This window comes from Mesorhizobium sp. L103C105A0 (genome assembly GCF_000502215.1).
GTDB lineage: Bacteria > Pseudomonadota > Alphaproteobacteria > Rhizobiales > Rhizobiaceae > Mesorhizobium.
This window is the reverse complement of record NZ_AYXF01000002.1, coordinates 436,059-456,233: the sequence shown is the minus strand read 5'-3', so window position 1 is coordinate 456,233 and position 20,175 is coordinate 436,059. Positions and strand designations below refer to the sequence as shown.

The following is a 20,175-nucleotide window of genomic DNA, read 5'->3' as shown; positions in this document are numbered from 1 at the left end:
ACTACGTCGTATATATTTAAATCTGCAATATGATACGTATTGCTTGCGGTATCAAAACAAAACTAGATAGCCGCCGGAAATTCGATTGTTCGGGGGGATTGAAAATGAGCATGACGAGTACATTGCGATTAGCAGCTTGTGCGGGTATTGTTACTGGATCGGCGATGCTGGCGACCTCTGCAGCGGGGAAGCAGCCCGCATGTCCTGCGCCAGACGCCAACGGACGTGTGACGTTCGGCGACGGCTCCATCTTGATGAAGACTGGGCTTGAGGTGAATCCTGACGGGGCTGCTGCGTCCTATACTCCAGGTGATCACGGCTACACCTACATCAACAATGGCGTAAATCTGCATATCCACGGCAAGAAGCTGGGCTGTTCCGCTCAGGGCAACCAGTCATTATGCCATACCGAATGGACCAAAGCAGAGGCAGGCAACTTCGGTCCGGGCACGGCGGAGTTTTGTGTGTATGCGATGGAGGTCGAACCGCCTGCCGGTGGCACAAAAACGGCGTGTGAGCTGCCAAGAAAAGGCCGGTACTTCGTGGGCAACGGGAAAGGGCGACCGAAGGCCGGGGAGCAGGTGCCGACAGCCTCGGGAGATATGGTGGCGTCGTATCTATCAATGACTCACTTGACGCATACAGTGCATGGCCAAGTTGCTTATATAGATTCTGCAGCCATACCCGGCCTTGTCACCCCGCAGTCCAATCTCGTTGGTGCACTGGCGTGGGTGCGCTATGGGGATCATGAAGTCTTCGCGATCGTCAATGATAGCGGACCTGCTTTTGGCGAAGGCTCAGTGGCGCTTCATCAGCAATTGCGAAATGGGCAAGTAGGATCGATCCAACCCATTGGGCCTATACCCATCGACCTGCGCTGCTCGTCGGTGGAGACCGGCCTCAAGCCGCCCTTCGTCTCGAGACCGGACGGAGGAGCTAATGATCTTTGCAAAGCCGGACACAAGGCAAAGACCTCCTCCGACATTCGCGCCTACCAAGGCATCGGCAGCGGTGTCACCTCGATCATTTTGGCATCCATTAAGCCACCTATGTCAGGCACAACTGTGACCGAAGAGGTGACGCTAGAACGGCTACGTGAATGGGTCACCAAAGCCGGATTTACCCCCGAAAAATTGCATCAAATGGCGACATGTCTGGCGCATTGACTTTCCTAGATGACTTCTCCGTCCGCCTTCAGGAGGTGGAGAAGCACTCTTGCAATCATTATTTGTTTTGACACAATTTCAGACGGAAAACCGCCACGCACTTTTCCCGAAATTGCTCTACGCCAGCCACTCGGCCAATTTCGCCTTGCGCACATCCCTCAGCAGGGTGATGAACCCTTCGGCCTGATGCTCTGCCGTCAGCCGGCCTTTTTCGGCCGTTGCAATCGAGGCATCGCCGACGACGCCATTGGGGTTGAGGTCGCTGGCGATCCAGGCGAAGGCGTGCGTGCCTGTGTGGCGCAGCAGCGCAAATTCGGTTTCGGCGCGGGCGACCTTGGAGGCGAAATTGTCGGCCTTGGCCATGTCGACTAACTCCGGGCGAAAATGCAGCATCAACGAGGTCTCGACGTCGCCGCCATGGATGCCATGGCGGTCTTCCAGCTCGGTGTACATGCCGGCGGGGCGGCCGAAGCGCTGCCAGCTGGTCTTCACCGCCAGCATCCTCTCACGCACGCGCAGCTCGCGCGTGACGATGCCCATGATCTCTTCATTGCCGCCATGCGAGTTGACGACGATCAGTTTCCTTACGCCTGCGCGGGCAACGGACAGGCCAAGCTCGGTCCAGGCATCGACCAGGGTGGCCGCCGGCAGGGTGAGCGTGCCCGGCGCCTGCAGATGCTCGTTCGACTTGCCGACCGTTTGGACCGGCAGGATGCGGATGTCGAGATCGCCGGGCAGGCGGGCGATGACCGTCTCCAGCATGCCGTTCATGATCGAGGTATCGGTTGATACAGGCAGATGCGGGCCGTGCTGCTCGATCGCCGCCACCGGCAGCACGGCAACCGTCGCCTCCGGATCGATCGCGGCGTATTCGGTGGTCCGGTAGTCGCCCCACCAAACGCGTCTGTTTGCAACGGTCATGTGATGCCTCTTGACTGTGAGGGAGACCTAGCGCGCCAAACGTCGCCTGTCGATCACCCAGCCGCAATCGCCTCGACCTCGACCTTGAACTCCGGCCGCGCAAAGCCTGACACGATCATCAGCGTCGAGGCGGGCGCGGGGCTGGCAAACAAGCGGTCGCGGACGTCCATATAGGGCCGCAGAAAGGCGCGGTCGGTGACGTAGGCGTTTATGCGCACGATGTCGCCTAGCCCCAGCCCGGCTTCAGCCAGAATCGCCGCTATGTTTTGAAAGCAGAGCTCGGCCTGCGCGCCGGCATCCTCGGGGATCTGGTCGTCCGCCGTGATGGCGACCTGACCGGAGCACAGAACCAGCCGCTTGCCTGGAGGCACCTCGACGCCGTGGCTATAGCGGGCGAAAGGCGGCTTGATCGACTTCGGCGCGAGGTATCTGAACATGGCAATCTCCTGTCTGCGAGACCAGCCTAAGACGTGACCGATAGTACGTTCAAGATGTGGTGCATGGCACAAGGGCGATTGTGGACAGGCGTCCAAAAAATAGGCACGATGCCTCCCGCACAGCATGACCCGTCCGGTGTTGGCAGTGACTGCCGCGCAAGCAGGCGGCCCGGGCGGTGGCATGTGTCTTGCTTCTTGGATCAATGGTGTCGAGCCCGGCGCGTGACGCTCCGGAGCCAACAAAGGGTGGTGTCGATGTACGGAAAACAGAAGATTTCAGCGCTTGCGGTCGCGCTGCTTGGAGCCGGCACGTTCGGCGCGGCAGCAAACGAGAAGGTCACCTTCGGCACCAACTGGCTGGCCGAGCCCGAGCATGGCGGCTACTACCAGGCCGTCGCCGACGGCACCTACGCTGCATGTGGCCTCGACGTGACGATTTCGCAGGGAGGTCCGCAGGTCAGCGGGCGGCCGCTGCTGCTGGCCGGCAAGCTCGATTTCTACATGGGCGGCAATCTGCTGTCGGCCTTCGACGCCGTCCAGCAGGGCATCCCGATGCGCGTCGTCGCCGCCGATTTCCAGAAGGACCCTCAAGTCATCATGTCCCACCCGGGGCAGGGGCTGGACAAGTGGGAGGATTTGAAGAACGCCGACCAGTACATTCTCGGCGACGAGGGCGTCCAGACCTTCTTCCAGTGGATGGTCATCGAACTCGGTTTCGATGCCGCCAAGCGCGTGCCCTACACCTACAACACCGCTCCATTCCTGGCCAACAAGAAGTCGATCCAGCAGGGTTACGTCACCTCGGAGCCTTTTGCGGTCAAGAAGGAAGGCGGCTTCGTGCCCAACCAGTTCCTGCTCGCCGACTATGGCTGGGACACCTATTCGACGACGATCGAGGTGATGCAGGACACGATCGACAAGCGGCCGGAGGTGGTCCAGTGCTTCGTCGATGGCTCGGCCAAGGGCTGGTACAACTACCTCTACGGCGACAACAAGGCCGCCAACGAGATGATCAAGAAAGACAACCCCGACATGAGCGACGAGCAGATTGCCTTCTCGATCGAGCAGATGAAGAAGTTCGGCCTGGCCGATTCCGGCGACACCGAAAAGCTCGGCATCGGCGCCATGAACGAAGACCGGATCAAGAGCTTCTATGACAAGATGGTCAAGGCCAAGGTCACGCCCGAGGGCATCGATATCAAGAAGGCCTACACGCTGGCCTTCATCAACAAAGGTGTCGGGATCGAGCTGAAGAAGTAGTCGTGAAGCTGGAAAAGATGGCGCAGGCGCCCATGACGGCATCGGGTGAAGGCCCGATGCTGCTGACGCTGCGCCATGTCGGCAAGGTGTTTTCCAATGGCGTGACTGCATTGAGCGACGTCGATCTCGCCATCCGCGAGGGCGATTTTGTCAGCCTTCTCGGGCCGTCCGGCTGCGGCAAGTCAACGGCGTTGAGGCTGATCGCGGGCCTGTCGACGCCGACATCCGGTCAGCTCGACTGGGGCGGTTCGATCGACCGCGCCAATATCGGCTTCGTCTTCCAAGAACCGACGCTGCTGCCCTGGGCCAATGTATTCGACAATGTCTGGCTGCCGCTCAGGCTGAAAGGCGTGTCGCGCGCCAAGGCGGCGCCGGCGGTGACGGAGATGCTGGAGCGGGTGCACCTGACCGGCTTCGAGAACGCCGTGCCGCGCGAGCTTTCCGGCGGGATGAAGATGCGCGTCTCGATCGCACGCGCGATGGTGACGAAGCCGCGCATTCTGCTGATGGACGAGCCGTTCGCCGCACTCGACGAGATCACCCGCTTCAAGCTCAACAACGACCTTCTGGAGCTGTGGCAGGACGAGCGCTTCACCGTCGTCTTCGTCACCCACAGCGTCTTCGAAAGCGTGTTCCTGTCCAACCGCGTCGTCGTCATGGCGGCGCGGCCGGGCCGCGTCCATGCCGAGCTTGCCATCGACGCCTCCTATCCGCGAGACGAGGTTTTCCGCACTTCGCCCGACTATGCCGCGCTCTGCCGCCAGGCCTCGGACATCCTGGTCAACGCCATCAACACATCAGCCGGACCGCACCATGACGGCCATTGACCAGAATGCCGCAACGCTCGACGCGGAAGAGGCGGGCCGCGTACGCCAGGAGCGGCTGGAGCGGATCGGCCGGTGGGTCTTGCCTTTGGCGATCATGATCCTGGCGATCTGGCTGTGGGACCGCATTTGCGTGTGGAACGCGATCCCGCAATATATCCTGCCGCGCCCCGGCGTGGTGCTGTGGACGCTCTATAGCGATGCGGGGCTCCTGTTCTCCGCGCTGCTGGTCACGTTGCGCATAACCTTTCTCAGCCTGCTGCTCGCGGTCGTCGGCGGCGTCGGACTGGCGGTGCTGTTTGCGCAATCGAAATGGGTGGAGATGTCGTTCTTTCCCTTCGCCATCGTGCTGCAGGTAACACCGATCGTGGCGGTCTTCCCGCTCATCAACATCTATGTGGACAACCAGACGGTGAAGCTTTTGCTTTGCGCCTGGATCGTCGCGTTCTTCCCGATCCTGTCCAACACCACGCTCGGCCTCAATTCGGTCGACCGCAATCTGCGCGACATGTTCAAGCTCAACGGCGCGACGCGCTGGCAGCAATTGCGCTATCTCAGACTGCCGGCGGCCATGCCGTATTTTCTAGGAGGCTTGAAGATAGCCGGCGGCCTGTCGCTGATCGGCGCCGTGGTGGCCGAGTTCGTCGCGGGCGCGCAGGGGCAGTCGTCGGGGCTGGCGTCGCGCATCATCGAGGCCGGCTACCGCCTCAACGCGCCAAGGCTGTTCGCGGCGCTGATCCTGATCTCGCTCACCGGCATATTGATCTTCCTGGTGCTGTCGCTGATATCGCATCTCATCCTGCGCCGCTGGCACGAGAGCGCGCTGAAGCAGGAGCGGTAGGGGGTTGGGTGACGTGATTGAGATGCTGGCGCGAAACACCCCCCTCTGGCCTGCCGGCCATCTCCCCCTCAAGGGGGGAGATTGGACGTCATCCGGGATTTCGCCAATTATCGACGTTGGAAGACGGGTGCTGTCGGAAAAGCTGCCAATCTCCCCCCTTGAGGGGGAGATGCCCGGCAGGGCAGAGGGGGGCGGTCCTTGATACCGACCTCTGGCTCGTACCATCTCACAAACGTCCGCCTTCACCGGTCGCTGACATCAGGTCTTGCCGCCACTTACGACAGCGACGGCTTCGCCCTGGCCGACATAACGGTCGCCGATGGCAAGACCTCAGCCATCGCCGCGCACAAGAAATCAAAAGCGCCAGCCACCGCCATCGACCTTGCCGGCCGCATCGTGCTGCCGTGCTTCGTCGACTGCCACACCCACATCGACAAGGGCCATATCTGGCCGCGCAAACCCAATCCCGACGGCAGTTTCATGGGCGCGCTCAATGCCACCGGCGCCGACCGTGCAGCGCGCTGGAGCGCCGAGGACGTGGCGCGGCGCATGGATTTCTCGCTGCGCTCGGCCTACGCGCACGGCACCAAGGCGCTGCGCACGCATCTCGACAGCGTGCCGCCACAGGAGGAAATCTCCTGGCCGGTGTTCGAGGCGATGCGGGAGAAATGGCGCGGCCGCATCGAATTGCAGGCAGCCTGCCTGCTCGGCATCGAAGGCGTGCGCGACAGAAAGTGGTTCGAGAGGCTGGCCAAGCGCGTGGCTGCGGCCAAGGGCGTGCTCGGCGTCGTCACCTATGTGGTGCCGGATCTCGAAGAGCTTCTCGACAAGGTGTTCGCCGAGGCGAACAGGCACGGGCTCGATCTCGATTTCCACGCCGACGAGACCGACGACATCGCGGCGATATCGCTGAAGAAGATCGCCGAGGCGGCACTGTGGAACGGTTTTGAGGGCAACATGCTGGTGGGACATTGCTGCTCGCTGGCGCGCCAGCCGGATCTCGACGTGCTCGACACGCTGGACAAGGTCGCCAAGGCCAAGCTTGCCGTGGTGTCGCTGCCGATGTGCAATCTCTATCTGCAGGACCGGCGCGCCGACCAGACCACGCCTCGCTGGCGCGGCGTGACGCTGCTGCACGAGATGAAGGCGAGGGGCATCCCGGTCGCGGTCGCCTCCGACAACACCCGCGATCCGTTCTATGCCTATGGCGATCTCGACATGCTGGAGGTCTACCGCATGGCGACGCGCATCCTGCATTTCGATCATCCGGTCGGCGACTGGCCGCAGACGGTGGCGGCGACGCCGGCCAAGGTGATGCGGCTCGACGGTGTCGGGACACTGGCAGCAGGTGGCAGCGCCGATTTCATCGTCTTCAAAGGGCGGAGCTGGACGGAATTGCTGTCGCGGCCCGAATCGGATCGCATCGTCGTGCGCAACGGCCGAGCGATCGACAGGCAATTGCCCGACTATGCCGAGCTCGACGAACTGATGGTGGAATGATGGATGTTTCGGCGCTCAAACGCGATCTCGACGGGATAAAGCTCGACGACAATCCGGCCATCGTCCAGCAGAAGAGCCGCGACTTCTACTGGTACAGCCCGGTGCTGAAGCAGCAGCTCGACCACGTCACCGGCGACCTGATCGTGACGCCCAGGAACGAGGCCGAACTGATCCGCGTGCTTGCCGCTTGCCACCGTCATGGCGTTCCGGTGACGCCGCGCGGCAGCGGCACCGGCAATTACGGCCAGGCGATGCCGCTGTCGGGCGGCGTGGTTTTGAACCTTGCCGAGATGAACGAGATCAAGGCCATAGCGCCGGGCCGCGTCGTCACCGGGCCGGGCGCGATCCTCGCCGACATCGACAGAGCGACGCGCGCGCATTCCGGGCAGGAACTGCGGCTGTCGCCGTCGACCTACAACACCGCCTCGATCGGCGGCTTCATCGCCGGCGGCTCGGGCGGCGTCGGTTCGATCAATTTCGGCGGTCTGCGTGATTTCGGCAATGTGCTGCGCCTGCGCGTCGTCACCATGGAGGCGGAGCCGAAGGCGCTCGAACTCGCCGGCGAGGACCTGCACAAGGTCACCCACGCCTATGGCACCAACGGCATCATCACCGAGGTCGAGATGCCGCTGACTGCAGCCTATGAATGGATCGACGTGATCGTCGGCTTCGACGCTTTCATGCCGGCAGCCCGCTACGGCAACGCGCTGGCACGCCAGGACGGCATCCTGACCAAGCTGATCACGCCGATCGCCGCGCCCGTGCCGCAGCTCTATTTCAAGCGCCACCAGAAGTTCTTCCGGGACGGGCAAAGCATCTGCGTCGTCATGGTTGCCCGGCATGGGCTAGACGCGTTCCTCGCCTTCACCCGCCGCGCCGGCGGCGAGGTCATCTTCAATGCCGCGACGGCCACGGACGAAGAGAAAAAGGGCCTGCCGCCGGGCTTCGAACTGGCGTGGAACCACACCACGCTCAGGGCACTGCGGGTCGATCCCGCGATCACCTATCTGCAATCGCTCTATCCGTTTCCCAACCAGCTGGCGCTGGTGGAGAAGATGGACGCGATGTTTCCGGGCGAAGTCTTTTCGCATCTCGAATTCGTGCGCCTCGACGGCAACATCACCTGCTTCGGCCTGCCGCTGGTGAAATTCACCACCGAGGCGCGGCTCAACGAAATCATCCGGCTGCATGAGGAGAACGGCTGCCCGATCTTCAACCCGCACCGCTACACGCTGGAAGAGGGCGGCATGAAGCAGACGGATGAAATCCAGCTCGCCTTCAAGCGCGAGACCGATCCGCAAGGCCTGCTCAATCCCGGCAAGATGATCGCCTGGGAAAATCCGGATTACGACTATCGCTTAGGCCGGACTTTTTTGTTCAAGGGGTTGCAGAAAGCAGAATGAGCAGAGGTTTGAGCTTGAGCACCCCCCTCTGTCCTGCCGGCACAGGCCCTACGCTGCCGCTTCGGGCGTTCGTCGTTTGGAAAGCCAAGCAATTGGCTTCCCATCGGCTTCGCCGACCACTTCTCACCCCCCGCAAGGGGGGAGATTGGCAGCCTGAACGCCGCAGCCAATCTGACACGCTGACAATTAGTGAAAGCGATGCGGCAGTCCGATCTCCCCCCTTGAGGGGGAGATGCCCGGCAGGGCAGAGGGGGGTGCCTCGCGCCGACCCCGGCAATGCCTTCCCATGAAAGTCCTCGTCCTTTACGCACACCCGGTGGAGACCAGCTTCAATGCCAGCCTGCACCGCACGATCGTCGAGCGGCTGACGACCGCCGGCCATGAGGTCGACGATTGCGATCTCTATGCCGAGGATTTCGACCCCAGGCTGACGCGCGGGGAGAGGCTGGATTATCATAACCAACGCAGCCCTGCGGACCCGGCCGCGCCCCATGTCGAGCGTTTGCTGCGGGCTGAGGCGCTGGTGCTGTCATATCCCGTCTGGAACTACGGTTTTCCGGCCATCCTGAAGGGTTATTTCGATCGCGTGTTTCTGCCCGGCGTGTCGTTCAAATTGGCCGACGGCAAGGCGCAGCCGTCGCTCCACAACATCCGCAAGCTGACCGCCGTCACCACCTATGGCGGCAGCCGCTTCCGCGCCATGCTGATGGGCGATCCGCCACGCAGATTGGTCAAGCGGATGCTGCGCGCGACGATCAGGCCCGGCGCCTCGGTGTCCTACCTCGCTCATTATTCGATGAACCTGTCGACCGACGAGACGCGGGCAGCCTTCATCGCCAAGGTCGCGGCCGGGATGGATGAATTCTGATGCGCGTGCTGGTGGTCTATTGCCATCCGGTGCCCGAAAGTTTTTGCGCCGCGATCAGAGATACCGCCGTCGACGTGCTGAAGGCGCGGGGTTGGGAGGTACGGCTGCTCGACCTCTATGCCGAAAAATTCGACCCGGTGATGGGTAGCGAGGAGCGGCGCGCCTACAATGAGCGGGCGCCGGAGGATCCGGCCCTAAAACCGCATTTCGAGCATCTCGCCTGGGCTGAGGCGATCCTGTTCATCTATCCGACCTGGTGGTACGGGCTGCCGGCCATGCTGAAGGGCTGGCTCGACCGGGTCTGGGCGACCGGTGTCGCCTTCAAGCTGGGCAAGGGGCGCATCACGTCGCTGATGACACATGTCACCAGGGTCGGCGTCATCACCACCTGCGGCGCGCCGACCTGGTGGAGCGTCGTCGTCGGCCAGCCCGGCCGCAAGACCTTGCTGCGCGGTATGCGCGCGCTGTGCGCCCGCCGCTGCCGGACGTTTTTCCTGGCGCACTACCTGATGGACGCCTCCACGCCAAGGACGAGGGCGGCGTTTCTGGTGAAGGTGCGGGCGAAGCTGGAGCGGTTTTGAGCTTCTTCACCCTCCCCCCTTGTGGGGAGGGTCGCGCAGCAAATGCCGCAAGGCGGCTTTTCCGAAGCGGGGTGGGGGGTCTCGTAGGGCGCACCCCCCCACCCCGTCTCGCAATCGCCGCTTCGCTCCGACTGCGAGCCGACCCTCCCCACAAGGGGAGGGTAAAAAGGTGCTACATCCTCGTCCGTTCCGCCTTGGAATCGTACATCGGCTTCAGCGATGCTTCCGCCGCAAAACGCTCGCCGGCGATCTCGATCTCGTAGGACGAGGCCAGCACATCCGCCTCGCTCTCGCCCTGGCAGGGCACATAGCCCAGTCCGATCGCGCCGCCGAGATGGTGGCCGTAATTCCCTGATGTGATCGGGCCGACGATCTTGCCGTCGCGCAGGATCGCCTCGTTGTGGAAGAGCAGAGGCTGCGGGTCCTTCAGCCGAAACTGCAACAGCCGGCGTGACAGGCCGGCTTCTTTTTTCTTCAGCACGGCATCGCGGCCGATGAACTCGCCCTTGGCGGTTTTGACCGCAAAGCCGAGGCCGGCCTCCAGCACATTGTCCTCGTCGGTGATGTCGTGGCCGAAATGCCGAAACGCCTTTTCGATGCGACAGGAATCGAGCGTATGCAGGCCGCAAAGTTGCAGGCCGACGTCCGCCCCCGCCTCATCGATCGCCTCGAAGACATGGGCCGCCTGGTCGGTCGAGACATAAAGTTCCCAGCCGAGTTCGCCGACATAGGTGACGCGGTGGGCACGGGCGAGGCCCATGCCGATCTCGATCTCCTGGAAGGTGCCGAATGGATTGTTGTCGTTGGAGAAATCGTTGGGGCTGACTTTCTGGATCAGCTTTCGCGCATCCGGACCCATCAGGCAGAGCACGGCCTCAGCTGCCGTGACATCGGTGATGACTACGAATTCATCGCCGACATGCCGGCGCAGCCAGGCGAGGTCGCGTTGCAGCGTCGCGCCCGGCACGACGAGGAAGTAGGCGGTCTCAGATAGCCGCGATACCGTCAGATCGCTCTCGATGCCGCCGCGCTGGTTGAGCATCTGGGTGTAGACGATCTTGCCGGGCGCCCCATCCATGTCGTTGGCGCAGAGCCTTTGCAGGAAGGCGCAGGCGTCGCGGCCTTCGACACGGATCTTGCCGAACGAGGTCATGTCGAACAGGGCGACCTTGTTGCGGACCGCCAGATGTTCCTCGCGCTGGTTGTCGAACCAGTTCTGCCGCTTCCAGGAATAGCGATATTCGCGCTCCTGTCCCTCGCGGGCGAACCAGTTGGCGCGCTCCCAGCCGGCGACTTCGCCGAACACTGCGCCGCGCGCCTTCAGCTGTTCGTGCAGGGGCGAGCGCCTGACATTCCTGGACGTTGCCATCTGCCGGTAGGGGAAATGGTCGGCATAGAGCAGGCCGAGCGTCTCGGAGACCCGCTCCTTGAGATAGCGGCGGTTCTTCTGGAACGGCTGGGCGCGGCGGATGTCGACTTCCCAGAGGTCGAAGGGCGCTTCGCCATCGTTGATCCATTGCGCCAGTGCCATGCCGGCGCCGCCGGACGAGACGATGCCGATGGAATTGTAGCCGGTCGCCATCCAGTAGCCACGGAGTTCCGGGGCCTCGCCGAGATAGTAGCGGTCGTCGGGGGTAAAGCTTTCGGGGCCGTTGAAGAAGGTGTGAATGCCGGCGGTTGCCAGCATCGGCATGCGGTTGACGCCCATTTCGAGGATCGGCTCGAAATGCTCCATGTCCTCAGGCAACTGGTCGAAGCAGAAATCCTCGCTTATGCCGTCCATGCCCCAGGGCTTGGCCACCGGCTCGAAGGCGCCGAGCATCATCTTGCCGGCGTCTTCCTTGTAGTAGGCGCATTCATCGGGAACGCGCAGCACCGGTAGACGACCGAGCCCGGGGATCGGCTCGGTGACGAGATAAAAATGTTCGCAGGCATGCAGCGGGATGGTGACGCCGTTCTGGGCGCCGAGCTCGCGCGCCCACATGCCGGCGCAGTTGACGACGATGTCGGCCTCGATCGTTCCCTGATCCTCGCCTTGCGCCCACGACACACCGGTGACGCGACCGGCCTTGGTGTGGACCTTGGTGACCTTCACATTCTCGACGATGGCGGCGCCACGCTGGCGGGCGCCCTTGGCCAGCGCCATGGCGATGTTGGCGGGATCGCACTGGCCGTCGAGCGGCAGATGCACGGCGCCGACCACATCGGACACGTTGAGATGCGGGTACATCTCCTTGACTTCACCAGGCGAAATCTCGCGCACATCGACATCGAAGGCGCGGGCGAGCGAGGCCTGCCGGTAAATCTCGTGCTTGCGCTCCTCAGTCAGCGCCACGGTGATCGAGCCGACCTGGCGCATGCCGGTGCCGACTTCGGTTTCGGCCTCCAGCTTGACGTAGAGGTCGGCCGAATATTTCGCCAGCCGCGTCATGTTCTGCGAGCCGCGCAGCTGGCCGATCAGGCCGGCGGCGTGCCAGGTCGTGCCCGAGGTCAGCTGCTTGCGTTCCAGCAGCACGATGTCGGTCCAGCCGAGCTTGGCCAGGTGGTAGGCGACCGAACAGCCGGAGACACCGCCGCCGATAATAACCGCGCGGGCCTTGGTGGGAATGCTTCTGGTCATGCGGCCTCGCGGCGATAGCCGGATGCGAAGCGGCGCAGGCGTTTTGCGGCTTCCTGAAGCACCGGTTCCGGTTGGCAGAGGCTGATGCGGATGTGGCCGGCAGCGGCCTTGCCGAAGCTGGAACCCGGCATGACGCCGACACTCTCCTGGTCGAGAAAGGCCCAGGCGAATTTCTCGTCGTCGGGCTCGACGGCGGAGATGTCGAGCATGACATACATGCCGCCCTCCGAGCCGTGCACGCTGATATTGTTCATGCCGCGCACGGCGTCGAGCAGGACGGTGCGGCGCGCCGCATAGCGTTCGGCGATCTCTTTCACGCCATAGCGGTTCTCCAGCGCCTCGGCGCAGGCGATCGAGATGAAGGCCGGCAGGCCGTAGGTCGTCACCAGATTGAGATTGGTCAACAGCGTGATCATCTGCGCCGGGCCAGTCAGCCAGCCCATGCGCCAGCCGGTCATGCCATGGCTCTTGGACATCGAATTGATGACCAGCGTGCGCTCGGCCATGCCGGGCAGGCCGCGCGGCGAGATGTGCTCGCCGCCGCCGAGCGTCCAATAGACCTCGTCGGACAGCAGCCAGAGATCGTGCTCGCGGCAGATCTCGGCCAGCTCTTCCAGCCGCTCGCGCGAATAGACGGCGCCGGTCGGGTTGTTCGGCGTGTTGATCAAAATGGCGCGCGTGTTGGGCTTGAGCGCCGCGCGGATCATCTCGGCGTGCGGCTGGAAACCGTCTTCGGCCGGCGTCTCGACGACGGTGAAGCTGGCGCCGGCGGCGCTGAACGTGTTGGGATAAGTCGCGTAGTAGGGCGCCACCACGATGGCGTGGTCGCCCTGGTCGAGAACGGCCTGCACGGCCGCGTAAAGGGCAGCCTGGCCGCCGGGCGTGGCGATGACTTGGTCAGGTGCCGTCTCGACCCCGGTGCAAGCGGTCGAGGCCGCCGCCATCGCCCTGCGAAGGCGCGGAACGCCGGACAGCGGGGTGTAGTGATGGTTGCTGCCGCGAACCGCCGTCACGCAGGCTTCGATCGTCTGGCTCGGCGTATCGAAATCATGGTCGCCGACCGACAGCATGATGATGTCCTGGCCGGCCTCGTTGCGGGCCCAGGCCTCGGTGTGGACCTCCCAGCCATCCTTGCCCGAAGGCACGATGCCGGAAATGCGCGATGACGGTCTGGGCATCAGGATACTCCCGAGATTTCGTAGCCGGCCTGTTCCAGCTGGTCGCGCAACGCGGCGATGTGGGCAGGGCCGACTTCGCAGCAGCCGCCGACGATGGTGGCGCCAGCGGCGACCCAGCCTAGCGCCTGGTCGGCATAGGCATCCGGATCAAGGTCGTGGCGTGCGTGCAGCACTTCCACCGTTCCGCCATGCTTGAGCGCTTCGACAGAGGTGAAGCCATTGGCATAGGCGCCGACCGGGCCGCCGAGAGCAATCAATTCGGGCAGTGCCGCGGCGATAGCTTCTGGCCGGCAGCAATTCACCAGGCGCGCTGCAACCGTCAGGCCGTCGAGGGCGTCCGCCGCTGCCGCTATTGTTTCGCCGCTGCGCAGCCGCGGCGCGCCGTGATCGGCGAGAGTCCAAGACACCCAGACAGGTTTGCCGCTTTCCGACGCAGCGGTAACGGCCGCACGGCCTTCCTCGGCTGAGGCCATGGTCTCGCACAGGAACAGGTCGACGCCATCGGCCTGCTCGGCGACGATGCGGCGATAGATGTCCAGCGTCTCCTGGAACGATATGGCCAGCGCCGGCGCATAGCTGCCGAACAGCGGTGACAGGCAGCCGGCGATCGCTGCATCGCCTGCCTCGTCGCGTGCCTGTCTTGCCAATTCGATGCCGCGCTTCTGCAAGGGCTTGAAGAGATCTTCTGCTCCTTCCCGCGCGAGCCGCTCCGGCGTTGCCGAATAGGTGTTGATGGTGATGACGCGAGCGCCGGCCCGGATGAATTCGGCATGCAGGTCACGCACCAGATCCGGCTCGTCGATCAGCACCCTGGCCGACCAGAGCGGCGTCGGCTCGGAGCTGCTGCGGCGGACCAGTTCCTGGCCCATGCCGCCATCGGTGAGAATGACTTTCTTCATGCTCTCAGTCTTTCGTTTTTCGGATCCCACAGCGGCTCGTCTTTCTGCACGACCGCCCTGAAACGATCGCCAAAAATTTCAATCTCGATCGCGGTATCGGGTTCAGCCAGGTCGGCGCGCAGCATGCCGAGCGCGATCGATTTGTCGATGCGATGCCCCCAGCCGCCGGACGTCGTCTCGCCGACGATCTTGCCGTCATGCCAGAGCGTCGACACGGACGGCGCGTCGCAATCGCCTGGGTTTTCGACCACCAGCGTGACGAAGCGCTTCTTCACGCCTTGCTGCTTTTCGTTCTGCAGGGCTGCCTTGCCGCGGAAGTCGGGCTTGTCCCATTTGACGAAGCGCTCGAGCCCGCCCTGCAGGACCGTATAGTCGGTCGACAGGTCGCCCTTCCAGGTCCGGTAGCCCTTTTCGAGGCGCAGCGAATCCAGCGCGTACATGCCGAACGGTTTCAGACCGTGTTTTTGTCCCGCCGTCCAGACGGCGTCGAAGATGGCGGCGGTGTCTCCCACCTTGGTGTGGATTTCCCAGCCGAGTTCGCCGGCGAAGGATACCCGCACCAGCTTCGCCCAGCGGCCGGCGATGGTGGTTTCCTGATGCGTCAGCCAGGGCAGCGAGAGATCCGCGCCACAGACCTCGGCCAGGATCTTGCGCGAACTGGGGCCGGCGAGGATTTGCGTCGAATAGTCTTCGGTTCTGTCAGTGAGGGTGAAAGCTGCGTCCTTCGGCAGGCGCGACTTCAGCCATTCGAAATCGTGCCACTGCGCTACCGCCGCGGTGATCAGCGTCATCTGCTCTTCGCCATGGCGCACCACCGACATCTCGGTGACGATGCGGCCCTTGTCGTCGGCGAAATAGGCGAGGCCGATGCGGCCGGGCTTGGGCACCAGGCCGGTGACCTGCAGCGCCAGCCATTCGGCTGCGCCAGGACCTTCGAGGTTGAAGCGCGAGAAGCCGGGCAGGTCCAGAATGCCGGCGGCGTCGCGCACCGCCAGGCATTCTTCGCGCACGCGGTGCTGCCACGGCCCGTCGCGGCGGAAGGTGAGTGTTGCTTCTTCCGACGTGTCGTCACCGGGTTGCGCATACCAGGTGGCACGCTCCCAGCCATTATAGGCGTCGAACTGGGCGCCGAGCGCCTTGATGCGATCGTGGATCGGCGACAGCTTGCGGTCGCGCCCGGCCGGCCAGGCATGGCGCGGGAACTGGATGGCGTATTCGTTGCCGTAGATCTCCATGCCCTTGGCGACGCTATAGTCGGGGGCGGCCGCAAAGCTGGTGAAACGGCGCGGATCGCAAGACCACATGTCCCATTCGGTCTGGCCCTGCGTAACCCATTCGGCCAGCACCTTGCCGGCGCCGCCACCCTGGGCGATGCCGAAGGTGAAGACACAGGCCTCGAACGCGTTGGGAACGCCGGGCATCGGACCGATCAGCGGATTGCCGTCCGGCGCGTAAGGGATCGGCCCGTTGATCACCTTGGACAGGCCGGCAGTGCCGAGAATCGGCACGCGGGCTACGGCATCGGCAAGGTAGTGCTCGAGACGGTCGAGATCGTCGGGGAAGAGCTGGAAGGAAAAATCCTCCGGCACCGGGTCGTTGTGGGTCGCCCAATGCGCGCGGCAATTGCGCTCATAGGGGCCGAGATTCATGCCGTTCTTTTCCTGGCGCAGATAGTAGGAGGTGTCGACGTCGCGCAGCAGCGGCAGCTTCTTGCCCTGCTCCTTCGACCACGCCACCAGTTCGGGTATCTCCTCGAACAAGATGTACTGATGGCTCATCACCATCATCGGGACGTCGCGGCCGAACATTTTGCCGACTTCGGCGGCACGGTAGCCGGCGGCATTGACGACGATCTCGCAGCGGATTTCGCCTTGCGGGGTGACAACCACCCATTCGTCGTTCTCACGGCGCACGCCCGTGGTCGGGCAGAAGCGGATGATCTTTGCCCCCATGTCGCGCGCACCCTTGGCAAGTGCCTGCGTCAGCTGCGCGGGGTCGATGTCGCCGTCGTTTGGATCATAGAGCGCGCCTTTCAATTCATGCGTCTCGATGAAGGGATAGCGGCGCTTGATCTCATCAGGGCCGACAATGTCGATGTCCATGCCCTGGTAGCGGCCCATGCCCTTGGCGCGCTGGAACTCCTGCATGCGCTCCTTGGTGTGGGCGAGCCGCAGCGAGCCGGTAATGTGGTAGTTCATGGGATAGTCGACGGCATCAGCCAAGCCGCGATAAAGCTCGGTCGAATAGCGCTGCATGTTCATCAGCGACCAGGACGACGAGAAGGTCGGCACGTTTCCGGCGGCATGCCAGGTCGAGCCCGATGTCAGCTCGTTCTTTTCAAGCAGCACGCAATCGGTCCAACCCGCCTTGCACAGATGGTAGAGCGAGGAGGTGCCGACGACACCGCCTCCGATGATCACCACGCGTGCCGTGGTCGGCAAACCGGCCATATTCTTCTCCCAAACCTGAAGCGCGCTGCGCTTCTATCTTTTTGCTTGATGCATGTCGTTTCCCAAACCGCTGCACACTTTGGGCGACATGCATTCAATAAACAGGCGGCGAAACCACCCAGATGACCACGGCCGGCTCGCTGCCGGGATTGCGCCAGCGGTACGGCTTGCGCTCGAAGCGGAAGGAATCGCCTTCGCCGAGCCGGTGCCAGACGCCGGCTATCTCGATCTCGAAAATGCCAGAGGCGATGTAGCCGGCTTCCTCGGTCGGCCGCAGCTGCTCGCTCTTCATCTCGGCGCCCGGCGCAAAGATCGAACGCACCATCTCGAAACTACCGCCGAGATCGGGCGACAGAAGCTCTTCCACGAGGCCGGATTCGCTTGTGCCAAGCGTGCGCCGGCTGCCGGCGCGCACGACAAAGCCGCGCTCCTTTTCGATCGGCACGTCGTGGCTGAAGAACAGGCTGAGCGGCACGCCGAACAGGTCTGCGAAAGCCCTGAGGTCGCCAAGCGAAGGGATAGACAGGCCGCGCTCGACCTGGCTGACCCAGCCGACGGAGCGACCAAGCTTCAGCGCGATCTCAGCCAGCGTCAGCCCGCGCGCCTTGCGCAGCGCACGGATGTCGCTCGCCAGCAGGCGCTCGTCAGGTCCCTGCAATGTTTTGGGGATAGCTGGGGCCAAAACGCTCACTTGATGAAAAACTGGAAATGAATTTCATGAGAGCTCATGTCCGTGAAAAAATCAAGCGAATTTTCATGGACACACAAGATTTGCTTGCGCGATTTTGGCGGTTCATGCAAAGGCTCTGGCACGAGCGGCGGGTGTGGGAATGCGGGTCGGCGACCAAGGATTGAAATCTGCGCAAGGTCTTTTCCGATAGCCGGTTCGGCTTTCGAAGTGTGCGCAAAGGGACGGCCCATGCTGGAAAAAAACGGCCTGGCAGCGCATAACGCGGCTGTTGTCGACGAGGCGATCATCTCGCGCCGTTCAGTGCGCGCCTTCCTGCCCGACATGGTCGATGACGAGACGATCCGAGCCATTCTTGGCGTCGCCGCGCGCGCGCCTTCGGGCACCAATATGCAGCCCTGGCGGGTCTATGTCGTCAAGGGCGAGGTCAAGCAGCAGATCACCAATGCCATCCTGAATTCCGGTATCCGCGCCGAAAAGGCCGATTGGGACGAGTATCGCTATTACCCCACCCAGTTCTTCGAGCCGTATCTCACCCGCCGCCGCGCCAACGGTTTCGGGCTCTATGGGGCACTCGGCATCGGCCGCCGCGAGGTCGACAAGATGCGCGCCCAGCACGACCGCAACTTCGTCTTCTTCGACGCGCCGGTCGGCATGATCTTCACCATCGACCGGCGGCTGAACCAGGGCTCGTGGATCGACTACGGAATGTTCCTGCAGAACATCATGGTGGCGGCGCGAGGCAGGGGCCTGCACACCTGCCCGCAGGCCGCCTTCGCGCCCTATCACCGGCAGATCCGGCCGGTGCTCAACATCCCCGACGAGGAGATCGTCGTCTGCGGCATGGCGCTCGGCCTCGAGGATACGTCGAAACCCGAAAACGACTTCCGCACCGACCGCGTGCCGCTGGAAGAGTGGGTGACGTTCAGCGGCTAGGCCTCGGCTACCGGGGCCTTATTCCACGTTCATCTGCGCGCCATGGCCGCTGACATGGGCGCCGTCCTGCGGTGTCAGTCTGAGATAGGCGATCAGCGCGCACAAAGTGATGACGCCCTCGACCACGAACAGGATGCGGAAATCGTTGGTCACCGCCGGCCTGCCGCCAGCCAGGAACGACAACAGCGCCGCCGCCAGGCCGACGCTGATCGCCACCCCCAACTGCCACAGTATGTAGTAGAGCGCGCTGAAGCGGGCGAGCTGGTCGGGCGCGATGTCGGAATAGGCGAGATTGCCGGTCGAAGCCCATTGCGCCGAGCGCAGGACACCGAAGGCGAAGATATAGGCAAGCACGATCCAGACGGGCGTTGTTGCCTCTATCAAGGCGAAGCCCGCTACCATGGCAGCAACGATCGGCGTGTTGACGACCAGCACGCGGCGAAAGCCGAAGCGGTTGAGCAGGCGCGGCATGAAGACACGCATGATCAGCGAGCCGATTGCGGCAACGAAAGTCAGCGATCCCGCCTGCACCGCGCTCATGCCGAAGCCGAGCTGGAACATCAGCGGCAAAAGAAAAACGACCGAGCTCAGGCCGATCGTGTCCAGCCCACCACCGGTGAGGAAGGAGATGCGAAAGGTGCGGATGCGCAGGAGTTTCAGGTCCAGCAAGGGGTTGCGGGCGCGCAGGCAGTAGAAGGAAGCAAGCGTCAGGATGACGATCGCCAGCGCCAGCTCGGCCGCGATCATGCTGCCGGCGGCGTCTTTCGCCGCAAGCGAATCCATGCCGAAGACCAGCAGGACCATGCCGCCGCCGACCAGCAGGAAGCCCGGGAAATCGAACGGCGTGCGCACCGGTTTGGTAACAGTCGGAAACAGCGAGGCGGCAAGAACGGCCGCCGCCAGCGCGAACGGCACGTTGATGAAGAAGATCCAGCGCCAGGAGATATAAGTCGTCAGCGCGCCGCCGACCAGCGGGCCGACCAGCGGTCCGGACTGGCCGGCCAGCGAAATATACATGTTGATCTTCAGCGTGCGGCTGCGCGGGAAGGTCGACAGGATGACGACCTGGCCGAGCGTCCCCATCAAGGCGCCGCCGAAGCCTTGCAGCGCGCGGGCGCCGACCAGCGTCCAGATGTCGTTGGACAATCCGCACAGCGCCGATGACGCGGCGAACACCAGCAAGGCGAAGCAGTAAACGTTGCGCAGGCCGAAGCGGTCGGCGGCCCAGCCGCCGAGCGGCATCGAGATGATCAGGCTGGCGACATAGACGGTGATCAACAGGCCGAGCTGGCTCGGCGGCCGGCCGAGGCTGTCGCTGATGCCGGGCAGGGCGGTGACCACGACATTCTGGTCGAGGCTGGTCATGAACACGCCGCAGGCGACCGTGAGCGGCAGCAGGAGCAAGGCTCTGGCCGACACATCGGCGCAATCCGTGGCGCCGGCGGATAGTTCTGCGGTCATGGGGATGTTCGAACCAAACGACGATGCCGACTCTGAGACGGGATCTTTTTAATCCCCTGGGCCGGTTGGGCCACGTTCCCCACCATGGGCTTCCATTGGAGCATTCTCTAGCGGCAGAACCGGCTGGCCTTGAGGCCAGAAC

The 20,175-nt window shown here is 63.3% G+C and carries 17 protein-coding genes; 9 read left to right on the top strand and 8 right to left on the bottom strand.

Features of this window, described 5'->3' with window-relative positions:
• Window positions 1-104 precede the first annotated feature (104 nt).
• Entirely contained in the window at window positions 105-1,166 is a 1,062-nt protein-coding gene (locus tag X727_RS157555; RefSeq protein ID WP_155923536.1) for a hypothetical protein, read from the top strand.
• A 117-nt stretch (window positions 1,167-1,283) separates the two neighbouring features.
• Here X727_RS157555 and X727_RS157560 read toward each other — a convergent pair whose 3' ends face one another.
• The gene (locus X727_RS157560) at window positions 1,284-2,087 is read right to left on the bottom strand and encodes a creatininase family protein (protein ID WP_023744686.1); all 804 of its coding nucleotides are present in this window, start codon (window positions 2,085-2,087) and stop codon (window positions 1,284-1,286) included.
• Between the two features lie 53 nt (window positions 2,088-2,140).
• Window positions 2,141-2,524: a RidA family protein gene (locus X727_RS157565; RefSeq protein WP_023670775.1), complete on the bottom strand. Its 384-nt coding sequence runs from the start codon at window positions 2,522-2,524 to the stop codon at window positions 2,141-2,143.
• A 255-nt stretch (window positions 2,525-2,779) separates the two neighbouring features.
• On the opposite strand from X727_RS157565, the gene X727_RS157570 reads away from it, so the two are divergent.
• The 7 genes from X727_RS157570 to X727_RS157600 all read left to right on the top strand — a co-directional run bounded on the left by X727_RS157570 (window position 2,780) and on the right by X727_RS157600 (window position 9,801).
• The gene (locus tag X727_RS157570) at window positions 2,780-3,784 is read left to right on the top strand and encodes an ABC transporter substrate-binding protein (RefSeq protein WP_023670774.1); all 1,005 of its coding nucleotides are present in this window, start codon (window positions 2,780-2,782) and stop codon (window positions 3,782-3,784) included.
• A gap of 2 nt (window positions 3,785-3,786) precedes the next feature.
• Window positions 3,787-4,611: an ABC transporter ATP-binding protein gene (locus X727_RS157575; RefSeq protein WP_023685233.1), complete on the top strand. Its 825-nt coding sequence runs from the start codon at window positions 3,787-3,789 to the stop codon at window positions 4,609-4,611.
• Complete coding sequence (locus tag X727_RS157580; RefSeq protein WP_023753453.1) at window positions 4,598-5,449, top strand: ABC transporter permease; 852 nt, start codon at window positions 4,598-4,600, stop codon at window positions 5,447-5,449. The genes X727_RS157575 and X727_RS157580 overlap by 14 nt, the downstream gene beginning before the upstream one ends.
• Window positions 5,450-5,647: 198 nt before the next feature.
• On the top strand, window positions 5,648-6,949 hold the full coding sequence (locus X727_RS157585; RefSeq protein ID WP_023833854.1) for a cytosine deaminase: 1,302 nt from the start codon (window positions 5,648-5,650) through the stop codon (window positions 6,947-6,949).
• A complete protein-coding gene (locus X727_RS157590; protein ID WP_031204021.1) occupies window positions 6,949-8,352 on the top strand; it encodes an FAD-binding oxidoreductase in 1,404 nt (467 codons plus the stop codon). Before X727_RS157585 ends, X727_RS157590 begins: the two co-directional genes overlap by 1 nt.
• Before the next feature lie 286 nt (window positions 8,353-8,638).
• Complete coding sequence (locus X727_RS157595) at window positions 8,639-9,220, top strand: NAD(P)H-dependent oxidoreductase (RefSeq protein ID WP_023833852.1); 582 nt, start codon at window positions 8,639-8,641, stop codon at window positions 9,218-9,220.
• Window positions 9,220-9,801 carry an NAD(P)H-dependent oxidoreductase gene (locus X727_RS157600; protein WP_023818027.1) on the top strand — a complete coding sequence of 194 codons (582 nt, stop codon included), beginning with the start codon at window positions 9,220-9,222 and terminating at the stop codon, window positions 9,799-9,801. Before X727_RS157595 ends, X727_RS157600 begins: the two co-directional genes overlap by 1 nt.
• Before the next feature lie 172 nt (window positions 9,802-9,973).
• On the opposite strand, the gene X727_RS157605 is transcribed toward X727_RS157600, so the two are convergent.
• The 5 genes from X727_RS157605 to X727_RS157625 form a co-directional block, all read right to left on the bottom strand.
• Window positions 9,974-12,421, bottom strand: coding sequence for an FAD-dependent oxidoreductase (locus tag X727_RS157605; RefSeq protein WP_023833851.1), 2,448 nt, complete (start codon window positions 12,419-12,421; stop codon window positions 9,974-9,976).
• The gene (locus X727_RS157610; RefSeq protein WP_023833850.1) at window positions 12,418-13,599 is read right to left on the bottom strand and encodes a pyridoxal phosphate-dependent aminotransferase; all 1,182 of its coding nucleotides are present in this window, start codon (window positions 13,597-13,599) and stop codon (window positions 12,418-12,420) included. The genes X727_RS157605 and X727_RS157610 overlap by 4 nt, the downstream gene beginning before the upstream one ends.
• A complete protein-coding gene (locus tag X727_RS157615) occupies window positions 13,599-14,498 on the bottom strand; it encodes a homocysteine S-methyltransferase family protein (RefSeq protein WP_023833849.1) in 900 nt (299 codons plus the stop codon). The genes X727_RS157610 and X727_RS157615 overlap by 1 nt, the downstream gene beginning before the upstream one ends.
• The gene (locus X727_RS157620; RefSeq protein ID WP_023833848.1) at window positions 14,495-16,948 is read right to left on the bottom strand and encodes an FAD-dependent oxidoreductase; all 2,454 of its coding nucleotides are present in this window, start codon (window positions 16,946-16,948) and stop codon (window positions 14,495-14,497) included. The genes X727_RS157615 and X727_RS157620 overlap by 4 nt, the downstream gene beginning before the upstream one ends.
• 94 nt (window positions 16,949-17,042) lie before the next feature.
• The gene (locus tag X727_RS157625; protein WP_023739108.1) at window positions 17,043-17,585 is read right to left on the bottom strand and encodes an XRE family transcriptional regulator; all 543 of its coding nucleotides are present in this window, start codon (window positions 17,583-17,585) and stop codon (window positions 17,043-17,045) included.
• Window positions 17,586-17,867: 282 nt separating this feature from the next.
• On the opposite strand from X727_RS157625, the gene X727_RS157630 reads away from it, so the two are divergent.
• Window positions 17,868-18,572: a nitroreductase gene (locus tag X727_RS157630; protein WP_023725586.1), complete on the top strand. Its 705-nt coding sequence runs from the start codon at window positions 17,868-17,870 to the stop codon at window positions 18,570-18,572.
• A gap of 18 nt (window positions 18,573-18,590) precedes the next feature.
• On the opposite strand, the gene X727_RS157635 is transcribed toward X727_RS157630, so the two are convergent.
• Entirely contained in the window at window positions 18,591-20,033 is a 1,443-nt protein-coding gene (locus X727_RS157635) for an MFS transporter (RefSeq protein ID WP_023833847.1), read from the bottom strand.
• Window positions 20,034-20,175: the final 142 nt, after the last annotated feature.